This is a genomic window from Paraburkholderia sp. RCC_158 (genome assembly GCF_041355255.1).
Taxonomy (GTDB): Bacteria; Pseudomonadota; Gammaproteobacteria; order Burkholderiales; family Burkholderiaceae; genus Paraburkholderia; species Paraburkholderia graminis.
The window spans coordinates 188,444-204,942 of the sequence record NZ_JBFUPM010000008.1; the positions used below are offsets into that span (position 1 = coordinate 188,444).

8 protein-coding genes and 1 pseudogene are annotated in these 16,499 nt (G+C 66.1%); 4 read left to right on the forward strand and 5 right to left on the reverse strand.

Features of this window, described 5'->3' with window-relative positions:
* Positions 1-3: 3 nt before the first annotated feature.
* From AB6809_RS17935 to AB6809_RS17945, 3 genes and pseudogenes are all read right to left on the reverse strand, one after another.
* Positions 4-1,314 (reverse strand): FAD-binding oxidoreductase, encoded by a 1,311-nt coding sequence (locus tag AB6809_RS17935; protein ID WP_006052937.1) that lies wholly within the window; start codon positions 1,312-1,314, stop codon positions 4-6.
* A 22-nt stretch (positions 1,315-1,336) separates the two neighbouring features.
* Positions 1,337-2,011: pseudogene (locus AB6809_RS17940) on the reverse strand (saccharopine dehydrogenase C-terminal domain-containing protein); the annotation flags it as partial.
* 15 nt (positions 2,012-2,026) lie between these two features.
* Positions 2,027-2,764: a saccharopine dehydrogenase NADP-binding domain-containing protein gene (locus AB6809_RS17945; RefSeq protein ID WP_006052934.1), complete on the reverse strand. Its 738-nt coding sequence runs from the start codon at positions 2,762-2,764 to the stop codon at positions 2,027-2,029.
* A gap of 245 nt (positions 2,765-3,009) precedes the next feature.
* On the opposite strand from AB6809_RS17945, the gene AB6809_RS17950 reads away from it, so the two are divergent.
* Positions 3,010-3,243 carry a hypothetical protein gene (locus tag AB6809_RS17950; protein WP_029969219.1) on the forward strand — a complete coding sequence of 78 codons (234 nt, stop codon included), beginning with the start codon at positions 3,010-3,012 and terminating at the stop codon, positions 3,241-3,243.
* A gap of 93 nt (positions 3,244-3,336) precedes the next feature.
* Here the strand turns inward: AB6809_RS17950 and AB6809_RS17955 are convergent, their stop codons facing one another.
* Positions 3,337-5,982, reverse strand: coding sequence for an FUSC family membrane protein (locus AB6809_RS17955; RefSeq protein WP_029969220.1), 2,646 nt, complete (start codon positions 5,980-5,982; stop codon positions 3,337-3,339).
* Between the two features lie 244 nt (positions 5,983-6,226).
* On the opposite strand from AB6809_RS17955, the gene recC reads away from it, so the two are divergent.
* From recC to AB6809_RS17970, 3 genes are read left to right on the forward strand one after another with little or no spacing between them, the layout of a single operon-like run.
* A complete protein-coding gene (gene recC, locus AB6809_RS17960) occupies positions 6,227-9,640 on the forward strand; it encodes an exodeoxyribonuclease V subunit gamma (protein WP_029969221.1) in 3,414 nt (1,137 codons plus the stop codon).
* Positions 9,637-13,338, forward strand: a complete 3,702-nt coding sequence (gene recB, locus AB6809_RS17965; RefSeq protein ID WP_371026906.1) for an exodeoxyribonuclease V subunit beta — start codon at positions 9,637-9,639, stop codon at positions 13,336-13,338. The genes recC and recB overlap by 4 nt, the downstream gene beginning before the upstream one ends.
* Entirely contained in the window at positions 13,335-15,653 is a 2,319-nt protein-coding gene (locus AB6809_RS17970) for an AAA family ATPase (RefSeq protein ID WP_371026907.1), read from the forward strand. The genes recB and AB6809_RS17970 overlap by 4 nt, the downstream gene beginning before the upstream one ends.
* Before the next feature lie 102 nt (positions 15,654-15,755).
* Here the strand turns inward: AB6809_RS17970 and AB6809_RS17975 are convergent, their stop codons facing one another.
* Positions 15,756-16,397 carry a VC0807 family protein gene (locus AB6809_RS17975; protein WP_029969224.1) on the reverse strand — a complete coding sequence of 214 codons (642 nt, stop codon included), beginning with the start codon at positions 16,395-16,397 and terminating at the stop codon, positions 15,756-15,758.
* Positions 16,398-16,499: the final 102 nt, after the last annotated feature.

Sequence of the window (16,499 nt, forward strand, 5' to 3'; positions counted from 1 at the left end):
GGCCTACAAAAGCTCGCGCAGCTTGTAGTACCACATGCCCAGCACCAGAGCCCGCGTGCGAAGCGCCTTGCCGCCGGGGAAACGTCGATGCCGGATGCGGCTGAACACGTCGAAGGTCGACGCGTCGCCCGCGATCGCGTCGGCGAGAATCTTCCCGGCCATTCCCGCGAACACCAGACCGTGCCCGGAAAAGCCTTGCACGTAGTAAATGTTCGCGCCGATCCGGCCGAGGTCCGGCGCGCGGTTCATCGTGACGTCGACGAAACCGCCCCAGGCGTAGTCGATGCCGACATCGGCGAGTTGCGGGAAAACGCCCGTGATCCGATCCCGCATCCTGTCGATCAGATTACGCGGCGTCGTGGCGTCATAGCTTTCTCCGGCGCCGAACAACAGCCGGTTGTCGGCGCTCAGCCGGAAGTAATCGAGGATGAGATTGTTGTCCGACGCCGCGGCCCGTCCCGGCATCAGTTCGTTGGCGAAGGCCTCGGAAAGCGGCTCGGTGGCGACCATGTAGGTGCCCACCGGCATGATCCGCGCTTCGATCTCGGGCGCCGGATGATCGCCGAATTCGCCGAGATAGACGTTGCCGGCGATTACCACGCGGTCGCAAGACACGGCGCCTTCAGCGGTTTTCACAACGGGCCGCACGCCTCGTTCGAGCCGGGACACCGCTGAATTTTCGAAGACCTTGACTCCCGCTTGCCGCGCCGCTTCGCCGAGACCGAGGCAGTACAGCAGCGGATGCAGATGACCGGACCCGCCGTCATACACGCCGGCAGCAAATCTTTGCGTGGCGATATGCGAACGAAGCGCCGACCGATCCAGCCATTCGAGCGGATACGCATACCGGTCCTGCGTGCGCTCCATCCACTCCTTGAGTTTGCGCGCCTTGCGATCGTTGACGGCGAGCGTCAGATAACCGCGCCGATATTGGCATTCGATGTCATAACGCGCGAGACGCTCTTCGAGCAGGCGCAGACCTTCGAGCGACACGTCCCACGCCTTGCGCGCAATCTCGCGCGAGCACTGCTGCTCGATCGCCTCTTCCCCTTCCGCGCCGAAGCCGACAATCGCCTGCCCGCCATTGCGGCCCGACGCGCCCCAGCCGATGCGCTGCGCTTCCAGCAGCGCGACGTCGAAGCCGCGCCCGGCCAGTTCCAACGCGCACGAAACGCCCGCGTAGCCGCCGCCGATCACGCACACATCCACGGACAGCTTTTGCTGCAGCGGCGCGCTCGGTTGCGGACGCGTGACGCTCGCCTCGTAATACGAGTCCTCGACGACACCAAGCTCCTTGTTCAGCAGCGACGACATAGGCTGCGCTCCAGGTATCGGTTCACCACGGAACCCGTACGTTGAGAAACTGCCAGGGGTCCTCGTCGTACGGCGTGTCGAAAAGCGGCGAGCGCTGGTCGAGCGGCGTCCATGTGTCGTACACGCCGACGAGTTCGCCCAGGTACGGACGAGCGACCCGCATCACCGTCCGATAGTCGATGTCGTCGGGTTCGACCACGCCGGCCCGCGGATTCTCGAGTGCCCACACGATGCCGCCCATGATGCCGGCCACCACCTGGAGGCTCGTCGCGGTGTTATGCGGAGCGAGGCGCCGGGCTTGCGGCGTGGTCAGCCGCGAGCCGTACCAGTAAACGCCTTTGTCGTTGCCCATCAGCAGCACGCCGAGTTCGTCGGCGCCGTCGACGATTTCGTCGCGCATGATCCGCTTGTTGTCCTGCATGCGCCAGCCACGTCCGGCGAATTCGTCGATCGACAGCAGCGCGTCGTCGCACGGACGATACGCATAGTGGACCGTCGGGCGGTACACGACCTCGCCGTCCTTGCGCAATGTCAGATGGTCCGCGATCGAGATCGACTCGCCATGCGTGACAAGAAAGCCCTGATAGCTGCCGGCGAGCGGCGTCCAACTGCGTACTCGCGTGGCAAGTCCCGGCCGTTGCAGATAGATCGCCGCATCGCTGCCGAACCCGTGACGCTGCGCGTCGGCGGGCCAATGACGTTCATGCGTGCCCTAGCCCAGTTCCGCCGGCTGCATGCCTTCTTCGACGAATGCATCGACGGACCAGGTGTTGACGAACTCGTTGCGCGCCTTGCGGCGCTCGGAGAACTGCCAGTCCTGTTCAGCGACGTGAATCGCCTTGATGTGGAGGCGCTGCGCGAGCACGGCCCAATCTTCATAGCTGTCGAGCGCGGTCGGCTGGATGCCGCTGTTCTCCGCCATGTCGACCAGCGCCTGTTTGACGAAAGCCGAAGCGAGCCCAGGGTTCGCGCCTTGCGTCAAAACCGCTGTCGGGCCGTCGCGCTTGTCGAGACGAAAAGCCAGCACCGCCTCGCGCAGTGCGTAATTGCTGCGCCGTGACGGAGGACGGTCGGGATCGGTAGAACCGCCTTCCCACGGTTCGATGGACGTGTCGAGATAGAGCGCGTCGCGAGACCAGCAAAAGCGAATCAGCGATTCGCTCGACACATTGACCGACAGGTTGACCAGCAGCGTGCCTTTCGTCACATAAGCTGTAAGCAGAGTCTCGAAGTTGTCTTCGCTGAGCGCCTGCTCGACGACATGCACGCCGCATTCATGGGCGATCGCCGTGTCATTACCAGGCGGACACACCACGGTCACGTCTTTGGGGCTCACCTCGATGTGTCTTAAAAGCACCGGTAAAAGCGAACTCGCTATGCTGCCGAATCCGATGATTACAACGCCGCTGTTGCAAACAGCGTGCTTCGTCCAATGCACATGCGCATCCATCTTTCCTCCCGACTACCGCGCGTTGGGTCGCGCTTCTTTGTGCGGGCGTGATGCGTGGCTCCAATGTTTCGGCCCGCATTAGCGGCGCAGCATTGCGCGTGCCGGGATTTTTCATTTCGGTTCGATAGCATCGCAAGCCTTGCTGTCCACCGCTTGCCGACTGCAAGGCGAGTGCAAGGCGCCTCGGCGTAGAATGCCGCCTTCTCCGCTATCTTCCGCGATTGCCTCGCGGTCCGAGTCGCCTCATGAACAAACCGCCGCGCAAGAAAAACCCGACCTTCGGCATCGCTGTATTCATCGTGGTCGCGGTACTGTTCGTCATCGCCACGCTGTTCTATAACGCGATCAAGGAGAAGCGCGAGTTCGACAACGACAACGCGCCGGCGGCTTCCGTTTCATCGGGCGCGGCTGCGGCGACGGCCACGGCGACGAGCGCTGCGGCTACTGCTGCGAAGCCTGCGAGCGGCACGGCGCAGTGAGCTTGTCGCGGTCATGGTGTATGACCGCGTGTGAGTTTGAGTCGGACGCGCTTAGGCGTCGCACTTCACTACGCTAGTTCAAGCCCGGTCGCGTCATTCATCGGGCAGGCGGATCACGCTCGCGTCCTTGCGAATCAACGCCGCCGCCGTCAGCATCTGCTTGCATTGATGCGCAAGCAGTTTGATGTCGTGCACCGCATCGGCCGAATAGTCCTGCGATTTCTCCGCTTCGACCACCATCGTGTCCAGTTCGCGCGTGATCTGTTTGATCTGCTCGCCCTGGTCCGCAGGCGGCGCAGTGCCTGCTTCTGCTTCGGTGAGATTGTCGCGCACGAGACTCAACGCGCGTTGCAGCGGCTGCAGCGACACGCCGTCGGCGTGTTGCGCGGCGGTGCGCAAGAGCGGCGCGGCTGCGGTGATTTGCGATGCAAGCACGTGGCTGCTCACCAGCAAACCGTTGAGTTCGGGGACGAACTTCTGCGCCGATTTCGGTTCGAGCATCATCCGCTGAAAGGCCTGGCCGAGGTTCGCGAATGCGACGTGCACGTTCTTGCGCGCGAGGCGGTAGCGGTAATCGCGATCGAGTGCAGTGGCGGCGGCCGCGGCAGCGGGCGAGGCGCCGGCGACGGGCTTCGCCGTCGTGTTGGTGGTTGCGGAAGCGGGTGTGCTTGCGGGCGCGCTTGATGTTGTTGCCGGTGCAGTTGCCGATGGGCTTGCTGTTGCGCCTGCTGATGTACCTGCTGCCGAACCTGCCGTTGCGCCTGCCGCTGAGCCTGCCGCTGAACCTGCCGTTGCGCCTAACGCCGCGCTCCCTGCGATGTTCGCTTCGGCGCCTGTTCGCACGTTCGCCGACACATCCGCTTGCGATACCCCCCGATTGCCAGCCACCAAACCATCACTCGTCAGCGGCCCGCTTGCAGCCGCCAACGCCGGCCTGCCGACATCGATCGCCGGGTCCGCCATTGCCGCGACCGGCGCCCGCGCGCCCGCTTCGGTCACGGTGGCGGCGAGCGGCGCGGCCGGCTTGCCGCTCCACCACCAGCTTGCTTCGAGAAACTGCCGCGTCGCGCTGATCACGTTGTTGACCAGCTTGCCCATCAGACGATATTCCCAGTACGGGAACAGATGGCTCGCGGCAATCGCGATCGCGCAGCCGACCACGGTGTCGATCGCGCGTTCGCCGATGATGTGCAGGCTGCCCGGCGCGAGCAGATGAAACATCAGCAGCACATACGATGACGTGAACACCACGCTCGCCGCGTAATTGAACAGCAGCAGGCTGTAGCTCATCACCATCGACGCGAACATTACCACCAGCAGAATGTGCGGCTCCTTCACGAAGATCATCAGCGCGATGCTCGCCGTGCAGCCGATCAACGTGCCGACGATCCGCTGCCCGTTGCGCTGCTTGGTCAGCGAATAACCGGGCTTCAGGATGATGACCGTGGTCATCACGATCCAGTAAGCGTTCGTGAGCGGCAGCAGGCGGCCGAGCCAGAAGCCGACCGCCACCGCGATCGTCACGCGCAACGCGTGACGAAAGCTCGGTGAGGACATCGTCAGGTTCGAGAAGATCTGGCCGAACGGCACGCGGCGGCTCGACACGAAGCGGTTCAGCGCCTGATCGAGGCGCAGTTCCGTTTCGGTCGTGGCCGGATCGCTCGAAAGACTCTTGCGCATCTTGTCGATCAGACGCGTGGCGCTCCACACGCGGCGGAATGTGGACGACACCGCCGAATACGCCTCGGGATTCTTCGCCGGCAACTCCTGCTTGCGCATCAGTTCGATTTCGAACTCGATGGCGCGCAGTTCCGCCTTCACATTCACGCGTGCGCGCGGCGCATGATTCTGCAGCACAGCGAGCCCGATTTCCTCGAGATCCTCAGCGGCTTTGCGGATCAGATCGCGATAGAACACCAGCAGGTCGGTGCCGCCGAAGGTATTGCGCACGAGCGGGTAGTCGGTATGCGTGCCGACGAACAACTCATGCAAATCGACGGTGTTGATAAAGAGATTGAACAGCATCGCGCGGCGCGGCTCGAGCTTGCCGCTCTTTAACTTCGGCAGATTGCGCAGCACGATGTCACGCGCCGCGTCCTGCCGCTCGACCGCGGCGATCTGCTTGGCGACCAGGTTGCGATAACACTCGTCCAGATCGTTATCGAGGTCGTAAAACGCGGCGCGCGCGAGCAAATAATCGGCGCAGGCGAACACGCTTTCGGCGAGCGCCTGCTGCTCGATCCGATGCATCATCCAGCGGCTCACGGCAGTCGACCAGTACGTGAACCAGAGTCCGCCCACGAGTATCCACGACGCATTCACGAGCGCCTGTATCGGCGTGAAGTGCTCCTCGAGCGTCATGATCATCATGAAGAGCGTGGCGAAGCTGATCTGCGGCCAGCGGTTGCCATACACGACAATCAACGACAGCACGAACGTGAGCGGCACGACGGTGCACCACAGCGCCACCGGATTGACCGTGGCAAGGCCGGTGGCGAGCGCGGACAGAAAACCGATCACCGAGCACGCCAGCATTTCGTTGTGCTTGTACTTGAGCGGACCCGGCATGTCGACGACACATGCGCCGAGCGCGCCCGTCGCAATCGTGAAGCCCAGCTCGCGATTGTGAAACACGATCAGGCACAGCACCGCTGGTAACGACACGCCGACCGCGATGCGCAGTCCGCCATAAAAATACTGGCTGTAAAGGAATTTTTTTATCTCGACCGAATAGCGCATCGACAGCCTGGTTTTATTCTCTGACAAAAAGCGGTTGAGGACACAACTTCGGATACAACTTCGGGCACAACTTGGACAGCCCAAAACTGCCGACGAGTCTAACTGATTTTGCGTCTGATCTGACCTCCCCAATTCGGGCGGGTTCTGCGCCGCGAGCGGCTTTGTTATGCTGTCGCTTCAATGTCTGCCGAGCTTCGCGCGTTCGTCGCGAATGCGGCAAAGCCCCATCGCGTTGTCAGGACCCATGCTCCAGCTCTTCTACTCGAACCGCTATGAAACGCTCGTCGGCGCGCTGCTCGACGATCTCGCGCAAGCGCCGTCCGGGCCCTGGACCGCGCAGCCCGTGATCGTGCCGAGCGCTGCTGTGCGGCGGCGGCTCGAACTGGACATCGCGGCGCGCCAGGGCGTCTGCGCGAACGTCAGCTTCGGCTATCTCGCGCAATGGCTGTGGGCGCAAATCGGCGGCGTGATCGCGGTGCCGCGGCATTCGCCGTTCGCGCCGGACCGGCTCGTGTGGCGTTGTTATCGTTTGCTCGGCGATTCGAACGAAGCCTTGCCGTGGAATGCGTCGCCGCGTCTTCGCACGTATCTCGATGCGGCCGATCCGTCCATGCGCTATGAACTCGCGCGCCGTGTGGCGACCGTGCTCGATCACTATCTGACCTATCGCCCGGAGTGGCTGTTGCAATGGCAGAAGGGCGGTTCGATTTTCGCGAGCGGTGCAGCGGACGACACGGGCCCACGCCTTGTCGGCGCAAGCGACGCAGCGCGCGAAGACGAACGCTGGCAGGCGGCGCTGTGGCGCGCGGTGCTGACCGAACTCGCCGGGGAAGCCGGGGACGCGGGGGGTGCCGGGGGTGCCGGGGGGGCACAAGCGCCCGCAGCCGCGCTGCCGCCCGCCTATCGTTTCCTCGACGAAATCGGCACGCTGGATCTCGACGCGATTGCCAACGCCAGGTGGCCCGAAGCGGTGAGCGTGTTCGCGCTGCCCACCATGCCGCCATTGCACGTCGCGTTGCTGCGCGCGCTGTCGCGTTGGGTCGACGTGCGTCTGTATGTGATGAACCCGTGTCGCGAATTCTGGTTCGACGTGGTGAGCGAAGGCCGCGTTCAGGCGCTCGACGCGGCAGGGCAGTTGGACTATCAGGAAGTGGGTCATCCGCTGCTGGCCGAATGGGGTCGTCAGACGCAGGCGCAGTTGCACATGCTGCACGAACTCACCGAAAGCGCGGCTTCGGGCGAGACGGGCGAGTTCACGGAGAATCCCGAACCGAGCTGGCTCGCTGCCGTGCAAAACAGCATTCTCGATCTGCGTTCCGAGACGCAGGCGGACGAGTTGCCGTACGAGCACGGCATCGAAGTTCATGTGTGCCATAGCCTCTCGCGGCAGCTCGAAGTGCTGCACGATCGTCTGCTTGGCTGGTTCGACGAGTTCGACAACCTGGAACCGTCGGACGTGCTCGTCGCCGTGTCCGATCTGGCCGCCGCCGGTCCGCTGATCGACGCCGTGTTCGGCACCACGCCGGCTGGCGACACGCGCCGCATTCCGTATCGGATCACCGGCTTGCCGCCTTCGCAGGCCAATCCCGTCGCGCGTCTCTTGCTCGACTGGCTCGCGTTGCCCGAGCGCAGCGTCGGCGCGCCGGACCTGATCGAATGGTTGCGGGTCGACGCGGTTGCGGTGCGTTACGGCATCGACGCGGGTTCGCTCGAAGCCGCGCAGGAATGGCTCGCGGCGGCCGGCGCGCGGCGCGGGCTGTCGCCTGCCGAGCCGAGCGGCGAACACGTGCCGGTCGCGCGTCACACGTTTGCCGATGCGTTGACGCGCCTGTACCTCGGCTATGCGATGCCCGACGGCGGCGAGCCGGTGGATGCGTGGCTGCCCGTCGAGGGCGCGGGCGGCTCGGACGCCGAACTGCTCGGCCGTCTGTCGCGTTTCGTTGACGATGTGGACAGCTTCGCCACGCGCTGCGCGAGCGAGCAGACGCCGGCCGAATGGACGCAGTTGCTGCTCGAAACGCTTGCTCAATGTTTTGACGGCGGCGTCGGGTTCGCCGAGTCGCTCTCCGCCGTGCGAGACGCGATCGACAAGATGAGCGACGCGATGCAGGCCGGCGCGCAGGAGGTCACGCTGCCCGCCGCGGTCGTGCGCGGCGCGCTCACCGAAGCGCTCGACGACCCGGCGCGCGGCGGCGTGCCTTGGGGCAGCGTGACGTTTTCATCGCTGACGAGCTTGCGTGGCTTGCCCTACCGCGTGGTGTGTCTGCTCGGCATGGACGACGGCGTGCTGCCGAGTCTCGCGCGTGCCGACGAGTTCGATCTGATGGCCGCGTTCGGCAAAGCCGGCGACCGCCAGCGCCGCGACGACGAGCGCAATCTGTTTCTCGATCTGCTGCTCGCCGCGCGCAGCCGTCTCTTTATCGCGTACACGGGACGTAGCATTCGCGACAACGCACCGTTGCCGCCGGCCGCGCTCGTCGACGAACTGCTCGACTATCTCGCGCAAGTGTCGGCGGGCGAGGGCGCGAGTCCCGCGGAGGTTGACGAGGCGCGCCGCGCGTTCATTGTCGATCATCCGTTGCAGGCGTTCGCGTCGGAGTACTTCGCCGCGCAGCCCGAGCTTTTCACCTACGACGCCGATCGCGCGGAACTCGCGACCTTGCTGGCCGCGCCGCAGCAGAAAACCGCCGCGCCGTTCTTCGACCAGCCCTTGCCACCCGAAGACGCCGCGCCCGTCGCGTTCGACGATTTCGTGCGTTTCTGGCGCCATCCGGCGCGAGCAGTGCTGCGCGATCGCCTCGGCATCGTGTTGTCCGACGCGCAGGCCGAACTGCTCGACACCGAGCCGTTCGAACTCGACTACGCCGGTCGCGATGCGTTGGCCGGGCGTCTGTTGCCCGTGCTGCTCGACACGGACGATGAAGACGGCGATCTCATGTTCGACCGCGTGCGGCGTGTCGCCGAGGCGAGCCCCGAATTGCCCGGCGGCGCGACCGGCGCGGTGTGGCGCGCGCGCGAACTGGGCGCGCTGCGCCAGTTGGCCGACAGCGTGCGCCGCGAAGTGGCGTCGGGCATCGAGCGCTTGCCGTTCGTGCTCGACATCGCGCCGCGCTGGCCGGACGCTGCGGACATCGCCGGCGACCTGTTCGGCTCGCATGACGAAGCGCTTCGCGAAGCCGCCGAAGCGCCGTTGCAATTGCACGGCACGTTGAACCTGCTGACCGATACGGGACAAGTGATTTTTCGCTACGCCAAACCCACCGCGCGCGACTATCTGTCGGCATGGCTCGCGCATCTGGCTTATTGCGCGGCCCGGCCGGACGGTCCGCGCCGCACCGTCTGGCACGGCAGCGGCGAGAGCTTCGAGCTTGCGCCGGTCGCCGCGCCGCTCGATCAACTCGCGCCGCTCGCCGCGCTGTTCAGGGCAGGGCGCAGATTGCCGCTGCGCTTTTTCCCGAAGAGCGCGTGGGCCAAAGTCAGCGAAAGCGATTCCGCAGCGCAGGGCGTGTGGATCAACGACCGCGTGCGCGGCGAGTCCGACGACCCGGCCTTGCGCATCGCGCTGCGAGGTACGCCGCTCACGCTCGACGAACCGTTCGGCAGTCTCGCGTCGATCGTGTTCAAGCCGTTGATGCAGCATCTGCGGAGCACGTCATGAGCGCGCTGCATCGTCATACGCTGGCGGCTGAGGAGCTTGACGTCTTCGCGTGTTCGCTCGACGGCGTCAATCAGATCGAAGCCTCGGCGGGCACCGGCAAGACGTGGAACATCTGCGCGCTGTATGTGCGCCTGCTGCTCGAGAAGAACCTGAACGCCGATCAGATTCTCGTCGTAACCTTCACGAAGGCCGCGACCGCCGAACTGCACGAGCGCATTCGCGGCCGGCTTGCGGAACTGCATCGCGCGATCGAACTTGACGACGACGGCGGCGATCCGTTTATCCGCCGGCTCTTCGAAACGACGCTTGCGCCGGAGCGCGGCATCGACCGTGAGACGGCGCTGAAGGTCGTGCGGCGCGCGCTGCGCACATTCGATCAGGCAGCCATCCACACGATTCACGCGTTCTGCCAGCGCGCGCTTCAGGAGGCGCCGTTTGCGGCCGCCATGCCGTTCGCGTTCGAGATGGAAGCCGACGACGCCGCACTCCGCTTCGAAATGGCCGCCGATTTCTGGCGCGAGCAGGTCGAGCCCGTCGCCCATGCGCATCCCGCATTCGCCGCATGGCTGGTGGCGAGGCGCGCCGGGCCCGCATCGCTCGACGAACAACTCGCGCGGCGCCTGAAGAAGCCGTTGGCGCAATTGCGTTGGGGAAGCATGAGCGCCGACGCGAGCGCCGATCCGCAAGCCGGTTTCGACGCCGCCTGCGAGTTGTGGCATGCGGAGCGCGATACGATCGTCAGTCTGCTCGCCGAGGCACAGGACCGCTTGAGCAAGACCACACACAAGCCCGATCACGTGAGCGCCGCGATTGCCGCATGGACCGAGTACTTCGCTCAAGGCGATTGCCATGCGCCGCCGCCGCGGGCCGCGCTGAAACTGACGGCCTCGGCGTTGAAGAAGGCCACGAAGGTCAAGTTCGATCCGCCGCAACACGCGTTCTTCGAGCACGCGGAAGCGTTGGCTGCGGCCGTCGTCGCGGCGGAAGCGGCGCAACGCGCGCGCTGGCTCACGCTCGTGCAAACCTGGCTCGACCATGCGCCCGCCGAACTGGTGGCGCGCAAGCGCACGCGCCGCGTCGTTTCGTTCGACGATCTGTTGTCGAATTTGTACCGTGCGCTGGCCGCGCATCCGTGGCTCGCCGATGCGTTGCGCGCCCGTTATCCCGCCGCTTTGATCGATGAGTTTCAGGACACCGATCCGCTGCAGTTCGCGATCTTCAGCCGCATTTTCGCGCCGGCCGGGCCGCTCTTTCTGGTCGGCGATCCGAAGCAGGCCATCTACAGTTTTCGCGCGGCCGATCTGCATACGTATCTGGCGGCGCGCGCGTCGGCTTTGGCGCGTTATACGCTGGCCGTCAATCAGCGGTCCACGGCGCCCATCGTCGACGCTTGCAATCGCGTGTTCGAGGCGAACCCGCAGGCCTTCGTGCTCGAAGGGCTCGACTATCAGCCGGTGCGCGCGGGCGAACGGCGCAGGCCGCCGTTCTCCGATCTGGATTCGAGCGGCGGCGACTTTTGCATCTGGACCTTGCCACCGGGCGAGCAGGCGTTGACCAAGCGCGAGGCTCAGCGCGAAGCGAGCGAAGCGTGCGCGGCCGAGATCGTCCGGCTGTTGCGCGGCGCGCGCGAGGGCACCGTGACGATCGGCGACGCGCCGCTTGCGCCGGGCAATATCGCGGTGCTCGTGCAGACGCACAAGCAGGGCAGTCTCATCAAACGCGTGCTGGCGGCGTGGGGCGTCGGCAGTGTGGAACTGGCGCAGGCCTCGGTGTTCGCGACGCTCGACGCCGAGCAGATCGAGCGCGTGCTGGCCGCCGTCGATACGCCCGGCGACTTGCGCCGTCTGCGCGCCGCGCTCGCGACCGACTGGCTCGGGCTCGACGCCGCGGCGCTGTGGCGTCTGGAGCAGGTCGCCGACGCGCCCGCTGTCGCCGACGACCCCGCGCACGCGGCCGACGCGATGGGCTGGGTCGAGCGGTTTTCGCGCTATCGCATGCTTTGGCACGAGCGCGGCTTTGCCGTCATGTGGCGCACGCTGATGCGCGAACTGCGGGTCGCACAACGGCTCGTCGCCGCGCCGGACGGCGAGCGGCGTCTCACCAACGTCAACCATCTTGCCGAACTCGTGCAGGCGCGCGCGGCCACGCAGCCGGGCATCGCGCCGACCTTGCGCTGGCTTGCCGCGCAGCGCGCGCAGGGCGGCGGCGAGGAAGCGCAGTTGCGGCTCGAGTCCGACCGCAATCTCGTGCAGATCGTCACGGTGCACAAGTCGAAAGGGCTCGAATATGCAGTCGTGTTCTGCCCATTTCTGAATGACGGCGGATTGCGCGAACCGCCGTCGTCGGGTTTGCCGGATGCACGCGAATATCACGATCCGGGCGGCGACGCGGTACTGCATTACGGCTGCGACGACGAAGAGGTGGAACGCGCGGCCCGTCACGCGGCGCGCGAGCAGGCGGCCGAGCGGGCGCGGCTCGTCTACGTCGCGCTGACGCGTGCGGTGTATCGCTGTTATCTCGTGGCGGGCACCTACCTGTCGTCGCGTTCCACGAAAGAGTCGCGGCGCAGCGTGTTGAACTGGCTGGTGGCCGGCAGCGGCTACGAATTCGACGACTGGCTCGCCGATCCGCCGGACGAAGCGGCGTTGTCCGCGCGCTGGCAAGCGCTGGCAGGCGGCCCGATTGCGTTGCAGCCGCTGCCGAAGGTGGAGCGCCGCAGGCCGCTCGAGAGCATGCAGGAAAGCGGCGCGCACAAACGCGCACGGAGCCATCGCCGGTCTTTACGCGATCAGTGGCGCATGGCGAGCTTTAGCGGTCTGATCGCCGCGGGCGACAAGGCCGAAGAGGCGCAAGCGCCGCTGGAGGAAGTGCGCCCCGATCACGACGAGATAGCCGATGTGCTGGCGGCAGCGCCGACGTTGTTGGCACCCGCGCCCGCGCTGCAAGTATCCTCGCTTGCCGCCGACGATATTCTCGCGTTTCCGCGCGGCGCCGCGGCCGGCGAGTGTCTGCACCGGATGTTCGAACTCGCGGATTTCGGCGATCCGCGTACGTGGCCCGACGCGATTCGCGGTGCGTTGCGCGAGCGTCCTGCGCCGGCGTCGCCGGACCTCGCGCCGCGTTTGCCGGCGATGATGCATAAGCTGCTGGAGGACGTGGTCAGCACGGAACTCGTGCCCGGCATGACGCTCGCGCAACTCGATCCACGGCGGCGTCTGAACGAGCTCGAATTTCTGTTCGCCGCGCCTTCGCTCGATTTCGCCGCGCTGCGCGCGTTGCTGATCGAGCACGGCTATCCAGATGTAGCGCTGGAGCCGGGCGCGCTGCGCGGTTTCGTCAAAGGATTCATCGACATGATCGTCGAGCACGACGGGCGTTTCTGGATCGTCGACTGGAAGTCGAACCATCTGGGTGAGACCGCCGAAGACTACTCGGCCGTGCCGCTCGAAGCGGCGATGGCGAGCCATGCTTATCACCTCCAGGCGCTGCTTTATACGGTCGCGCTGCATCGCTATCTGAAGACGCGGTTGCGCGATTATTCGTACGACTCACATATCGGCGGCTATCTGTATCTGTTCGTGCGCGGCGTGCGTCCGCATTGGCGCGATGCCGATGGGCCGGCCGGCGTGCATGCCAGACGGCCGTCGTTCGAACTGGTCGCGTTGCTCGACGCGGCGATGATCGGAGGCGGCGTATGAGCACGTTCGATCGGGACGCATCGGTGCCGTTGGCGTCGGTGCCGTCGTTGCAACTCGAAGACATCGGCGTCAATCTGCCTGCGCCGGCTGATTTCAGCATTGCGCTCGCGGAGGGTTTCGCACGCCGCATTGGCGCATTGGCGCGACGCGGCGGCGCATCCGGCGACGCGGTCAAGTGGGCGGCGCGCGCTGCTTTCGCCGCGAGTCGCGCGACCGCGGAAGGGCACGTGTGTGTGCCGCTTGCGTCGCTCGCGCAGCGCTTCGAGGCGTCCGCTGCCGAAGTACGCGCGGCGTTGTTCGCGAGCGGTATGGCGAGCGACGGCGCGAGCGGCGCTGCGGCGCTGCGGCCGCTTGTTATCGACGGACAAGGGCGGCTGTACCTCGCGCGCTACTACGATTACGAACGGCGTCTCGCACGGGCGCTGGTCGCGCATGCGGGCGCGGCTCACCGTTTTTCCGATGCCGCGGCGCCGTGGCTCGCCGGGCGTTCCGGCACAGCGGGCGGTGCGCGTAGCGACGAGGCGGTCGGTGCAAGAAAGGTGGCGGGCGGCGATGCCGACGCCACCTCGAACGCGGCCACCGACGCAGCCACCGAAGCAGCCACTGGCGCGATCACCAACGCCACCACCAACGCCGACGACACCCAAACCCTCAACGAACGTCTCCTACGCTACTTCGGCCCGCCGAAGGACGACCAGGTCGATTGGCAGCGCGTGGCTGCCGTGATGGCGCTGTCGGGACGGCTCACGATTGTCAGCGGCGGCCCGGGCACGGGCAAGACGACGACGGTGGTCGGCGTGCTCGCGTGTCTGCTCGATACGCGCGCCGATTTGCGGATCGCGCTTGCCGCGCCTACCGGCAAGGCGGCGCAGCGCATGCAGGAAGCCCTCCTCGCGCGCGCCGGCGATCTGCCGCCCGAGCTGGCCGCCCGTTTGCCGCAGACGTCGTACACGCTGCATCGTCTGCTCGGCTCGGGGCCGGGCGGGCGCTTCCGGCATCATCGGGATAATCCATTGCCGTATGACGTCGTCGTGATCGACGAGGCGTCGATGATCGACGTCGCGATGGCCGCGCATCTGCTCGACGCCATTGCACCGCATACGCGGCTCGTGATGCTCGGCGACAAGGATCAGCTCGCGGCGGTCGAGGCCGGCGCCGTGTTCGCGGAATTGAGCGCCCAGCCGACTTTTACCGCGCAAGGGGTGAAGCGGATTGCCGGCGCTTTGGGCATTGACGAGGCGCGGCTGGTTCGGTCGCTGCCGCGAGTCGCGCAGGACATCGACGCGGACGCCGGGCGTTTCACGAAAGGCTCGCACTTGCCCGACAGCGATGGCGATGACGTCCCCGATCTTTTCCGCGGCCCCGAAGACGACGTTTTCTCAGAGCCCGTTGTGGCCCGTTCCGCTGCCCAACCAGTCACTGCGGACCTCTTTGACGCCGACGTCTCCAGCAACAACTTGCGCCCCGCGCCGGCCATTCAGCAGCCGCCAAGCCCGCTCGCGGATTGCGTCGTGTGGCTCGAGCGCAATTATCGGTTCGGGCTCGAATCGCCGATCGGCCGCCTGTCGCTGGCGATTCGCAATGGCGCGGCGAGCGCCGCGCTCGACGTGCTGCTCGCCGACGCAACGCAAACTGCCGCCGTGCTTCACGAAGACGCGCAGGCGACGCTGACCGAGCGCACCGTCGAGCGCCTCGCCACCGGCTTCGCGCCTTATGCGCGAGCGCTGGCCGCAGCGCTCGCCGAGGCGACGCCGAACCCGTTGCCGCTATTCGACGCGCTCAATCGCTTCCGTGTTTTGTGCGCGACGCGCTCGGGCGCGCGCGGCGTCGATCAGGTGAACGCGCTGATGGCGGCGCAGGTGCGGCGCGTGGCCGGCGTCACGCTCGCGGTCGGTGCGCAGTGGTTTGCCGGGCGACCGGTGATGGTCACGCGCAACGACTACGCGCTGGGGCTTTTCAATGGCGACATCGGCATTGCGCTGCCGGGCGCGGGCGGCGCGCTGCGGGTTTACTTTCGCACCAGCGACGGCGGTCTGCGAGCCGTGTCGCCCGCCGCGCTGCCGCCGCATGACACCGCGTTCGCGCTGACGGTGCACAAGTCGCAAGGCTCGGAGTTCGAGCATGCGGTTTTGATGCTGCCGTCCGCATTCAGCAGGGTGCTGTCACGCGAACTGGTTTATACGGCGATCACGCGCGCTCGTGAACGGGTCGAGGTGATCGGGGCGCGCGCGGTGCTGGCGCAGGCGATCGCCACGCCGACGCAGCGCGACTCGGGGCTTGCCGCGAGGATTGCGGAGGCGTCGCGGGGTCGTTAGCGGTAAGGCCGCATCCGTGTGAAAAGCGAGGGATTCGCGATGCGCTGTGCTCGGTGCTTCGCGCCGCACGCAGCAACCACATCGCACAACCGCCGCGTCGCCTCAACTCGCACTCGGCGCCGCTTCGACCGGTTCCTCCGCGCGCCTGCGCATCGTCCGGCGATAGTGCAGCGTCCACAGAGCCAACGCTCCGTAGATGCCGTAGCCAATGAACGGCGACATCGCGAGAAACCGCTCGATCGGCCAGGTCATTGCCAGCCATGCTCGCAGCAGCATTTCGGCGGTGAGCCCGATGCCCCAGACAACGGTCATCAGCCGCATACTGCTGACCACCGCGGGACGCTCGCGCCATAGCGTTTCGAAGCGTTGCGCACCGCCTTCCATCTCGCGGGCGACGGTCGCGCGCGCAAGGTAGAAAATCAGCGGCCGGCGCATGCCGAGCGACAGCAGGAAGGCCACGCCGACAGCGCCGGACACGAGCGATTCGCGCAACAGCAACATGCGAGGGCTGCCGCCGAGCGCCATCGCGCCGACCGAGAGCACGATGCCGGCAACGACCGTCACGCTGAGTGCGTCGACGCGGCGAAACCGCGCCAGTTCGACGAGACTCCATATCACGGGCGGCGCGGCGGAGGCGAGCAGCGCGCGCGTTTCGCCAAGATGCGGCAGGGCCAGCCGATAGGCGAGCCAGGGCAACACGAAATTGACGGCCAGTTCGGCCACGAAACCGGGACGAAGCTTCATGCAAAGATCCGTCGAAGGAGAAAGGGAAAGAGACAGCGCCCAGTATCGACGATTGCGCGGCGCCGGATCAACTCGCACGCCGGTTTTCGCCCGCCCCCGACG

What these genes read in the sequence shown, in the direction of transcription:
- AB6809_RS17935 (WP_006052937.1), bottom strand. Translation starts at nt 1,314, where the DNA reads ATGTCGTCGCTGCTGAACAAGGAGCTTGGTGTCGTCGAGGACTCGTAT.
- AB6809_RS17945 (WP_006052934.1), bottom strand. Translation starts at nt 2,764, where the DNA reads ATGGATGCGCATGTGCATTGGACGAAGCACGCTGTTTGCAACAGCGGC.
- AB6809_RS17950 (WP_029969219.1), top strand. Translation starts at nt 3,010, where the DNA reads ATGAACAAACCGCCGCGCAAGAAAAACCCGACCTTCGGCATCGCTGTA.
- AB6809_RS17955 (WP_029969220.1), bottom strand. Translation starts at nt 5,982, where the DNA reads ATGCGCTATTCGGTCGAGATAAAAAAATTCCTTTACAGCCAGTATTTT.
- recC (WP_029969221.1), top strand. Translation starts at nt 6,227, where the DNA reads ATGCTCCAGCTCTTCTACTCGAACCGCTATGAAACGCTCGTCGGCGCG.
- recB (WP_371026906.1), top strand. Translation starts at nt 9,637, where the DNA reads ATGAGCGCGCTGCATCGTCATACGCTGGCGGCTGAGGAGCTTGACGTC.
- AB6809_RS17970 (WP_371026907.1), top strand. Translation starts at nt 13,335, where the DNA reads ATGAGCACGTTCGATCGGGACGCATCGGTGCCGTTGGCGTCGGTGCCG.
- AB6809_RS17975 (WP_029969224.1), bottom strand. Translation starts at nt 16,397, where the DNA reads ATGAAGCTTCGTCCCGGTTTCGTGGCCGAACTGGCCGTCAATTTCGTG.